This is a genomic window from Rhodococcus sp. GXMU-t2271, assembly GCF_041414735.1.
GTDB classification, from domain to species: Bacteria; Actinomycetota; Actinomycetes; order Mycobacteriales; family Mycobacteriaceae; genus Rhodococcus; species Rhodococcus indonesiensis.
Genome location: NZ_JAUIZP010000084.1, coordinates 1 through 3,320 on the forward strand (window position 1 = coordinate 1; position 3,320 = coordinate 3,320).

Consider the following 3,320-nt stretch of genomic DNA (forward strand, 5'->3'; position numbering starts at 1 on the left):
CTCGGGCCGCTCGTACGGGACCAGCGGGGTGCGGCGACCCGCGCCGGCCTCCTGCTCGGCCCGCACCGCGAGGGCTTCGACAGTCGGGGCGTCGAACAGTGCCCGCACCGGGATCGACGCGTCGAGCGCGTCGCTGAGACGGGCCGCGACCTGCGTCGCGACGAGGGAGTTGCCGCCGAGATCGAAGAAGTCGTCGTCGCGGCCGACCCGCGGCACACCCAGTACCTGGGCGAAGACGCCCGCGACGATCTCCTCGACCGGGGTCCGCGGCGCGGTGAAGGTGCGCGCTTCGAAGGTCGGAGCCGGCAGCGCTCGCCGGTCGATCTTGCCGCTGGCGTTCAGCGGGAACGCATCCAGGGCGACGAAGGCCGAGGGCACCATGTAGGACGGCAGCGCGGTCGCGAGCGCGTCCTTCGCCCGGGCGGGGTCGAAGTCGATGCCCGGCTCGGGCACCACGTAACCGACCAGCTGCGGTCCGAAGCGCGGGTCCTCGCGCACCACGGCGACGGCCTGGCGCACCTCGTCGAGGGCGGTCAGCTGCGACTCGACCTCTCCGAGTTCGATGCGCAGACCGCGCAACTTGACCTGCAGGTCCGTCCGGCCCAGGTAGTCGAGCTCACCTGCGGCGGTCCACCGCACCAGGTCGCCGGTGCGGTACATCCGCTCGCCGCTGGACCAGGGGTCGGCGACGAATCGATCGGCCGTGAGGTCCGGACGGCCGTGATAGCCGCGCGCCAGCTGGGGACCGGTGAGGTAGAGCTCGCCGGCGACGCCGAGCGGCACGGGGTGCAGCCGTTCGTCGAGCACGAGCGCGCCGGTGTTCCATACCGGGGTACCGATCGGAACCGTTGCGGTGTCGCCGGATCCGGCCGTCCGGTGGACGGTCTGGATCGTCGTCTCGGTCGGTCCGTACAGGTTGTGGACGGGCGCGTCGTTCAGTGCGTGGAACCGGGCGACGGTTTCGGCCGGGAGGCTCTCGCCGCCGCAGAAGACCTGGGTCAGGGACGCGGCGGTCGTCCGGTCGAGGTGTTCGAGCACGGCGTCGAGCACGGCGGGCACGAACTGGACCAGCGTGACGGCGTGCCGCCCGATCGCTGCCGCCATTGCGGCGGGGTCGCGGTGCAGGTCGGGTGCGCCGACCACGATCCGGGCGCCCACCAGCGGCGGGAGGAAGATCTCCCAGACCGAGGCGTCGAAGGTGGCGGGGGTCTTGAGCAGCAGGACGTCGCCGGCGCCCGGGCCGAACTCGTCCTGCATCCACAGCAGTTGGTGGACCACGGCGGCGTGCGGCACGGCCACGCCCTTCGGCCGACCGGTGGACCCGGACGTGTAGAGCACGTACGCGAGATGATCCGGGCGCAGCGGCGCGAGCCGGTCGGCGTCGGTCAGGGGCGCGTCGCCGTACGGGGCGGTGTCGGCCTCGTCGAGCGCGACGATCGGCACCGCGCCGACGCCCGGCAGACGTTCACGCCCGGTACGAGTGAGAACCATTACGGGCGAGGCGGATTCGAGGACATACGCGATCCGGTCGGCCGGCTGGGCCGGGTCGAGCGGGACGTAGGCGGCCCCCGCGGCCAGGACGGCGTGGATCGCCACGAGCATCTCCGTCGAGCGGCTCGCGGCCACTGCGACCACGGTGTCCGGTCCCGCGCCGTGCGCGACGAGATACCGCGCCAGGGCGTTGACCCGGGAACCGAACTCGCGGTACGTCCACGTCGACTCGCCCGATTCCACGGCCACGGTGTCGGGCGTGCGGGCGGCCTGCCGGGCGAGGAGATCGACCAGGGTGGCGTCGGCGTCGAGCGCGCGACGGGGACCGTGCGAAAGCTGCTCGACCGCGTCGAGTTCCGCGCCCGGCAGCATCGGCAGGTCGCCGACCGGCACGTCGGGTCGTTCGGTCGCCAGCCGTAGCAGACGGACGAACCGGTCGCCGACGGCGGCGATCGTCGGGGCGTCGAACAGGTCGGTGGCGTAGGAGATCTCGACGGCGAGAGCGCCCGCGTCGGTGCCGGCGGCCTGACCCTCGAGGATCGTGAACATGAGGTCGAACTTCGACACGCCGCCGTCGAGGGGCAGTTGCGCGACGGACAGCCCCGGCAGTTCCAGGGCCACGTCGCCGATGTTCTGGAACGCCAGCATGACCTGGAACAGCGGAGTCCGGGCCTGGGTGCGTTCCGGCGCGAGCACGTCCACGAGCCGCTCGAACGGCACCTCGGCGTGCGCGAAGGCCCCGAGGTCGACTTCGCGCACCCGGGCGAGCAGGTCCGCGAAGGTGTCGGCGGTGTCCACCTCGGTACGCAGCACCAGGGTGTTGACGAACATGCCGATCAGATTGTCGAGCGAGCGCTCCCCGCGGCCGGCCACCGGTGTGCCGACGGCGATGTCCCGGGAGGTACCGAGACGGGCCAGCAACAGCGCCAGGGCCGCGTGGACCACCATGAACACCGTCGCGCGCTGCTCGCCGGCGAATCGGCCGAGCGCGGCGTGCAGCGACTCGTCGACGGTGAGCCGATGCGTCGCACCACGATTCGTCGCCACCGCGGGCCGGGGGCGGTCGGTCGGCAGGTCGAGGCCGTCCGGCAGCCCACCGAGCGCCTGCTTCCAGTACTCGAGCTGACGGGTGACGAGCGAGTCCGGGTCGTCCTCCGAGCCGAGCACGTCGCGCTGCCACAGGGTGTAGTCGGCGTACTGGATCTCCAGCGGCTCCCAGGCGGGTTCGTTGTCGAGCGACCGGGCCGCGTAGGCGACCATGATGTCGCGGGTGAGCGGGCCCATCGAGAAGCCGTCGCCGGCGATGTGGTGCATGACCGCGACGAGCACGTGCTCCTCGGGGCTCAGGCACAGCAGCCGCACGACGATCGGGACGTCGGTGGACACGTCGAAGTGCGTGCCCGCCAGCGCCCGCAGCTCGTCGGGCAGCTGCGCCCGATCGATGTGCACCGCCTCGAGCGAGACGCGGACCTCGGAGGGGGCGAGCACCTTCTGGTAGCCGTATCCGTCGAGGTCGGGGTAGACGGTGCGCAGGGATTCGTGGCGGGCGAGGACGTCGCACACGGCATCCTCGAGCGCCGCGACGTCGAGCCGGCCGGACATGCGGACGGCGACCGGGATGTTGTTCGCCGTCGAATCGGGATCGAACCGGTTGAGGAACCACATCCGCTGCTGCGCGAGCGACAGCGGCACCCGCTCGGGCCGGGGTTGCGGAACCAGCGGGGCCCGTCGCGCCGGGCCGTCGTGCCCGTCGATCCGGGCGGCCAACGCCTCGACGGTCGAGTTCTCGAACAGCACCCGCAGCGGCACCGACGCGTCGAGCGCCGCCC

Annotated in this window: 1 protein-coding gene; it reads right to left on the reverse strand. The window is 72.3% G+C overall.

Features of this window, described 5'->3' with window-relative positions; genetic code table 11:
- Positions 1-3,320, reverse strand: a 3,320-nt coding sequence (locus QYS60_RS25595) for an amino acid adenylation domain-containing protein (protein WP_371384638.1), incomplete at both ends; no start/stop codon positions are given.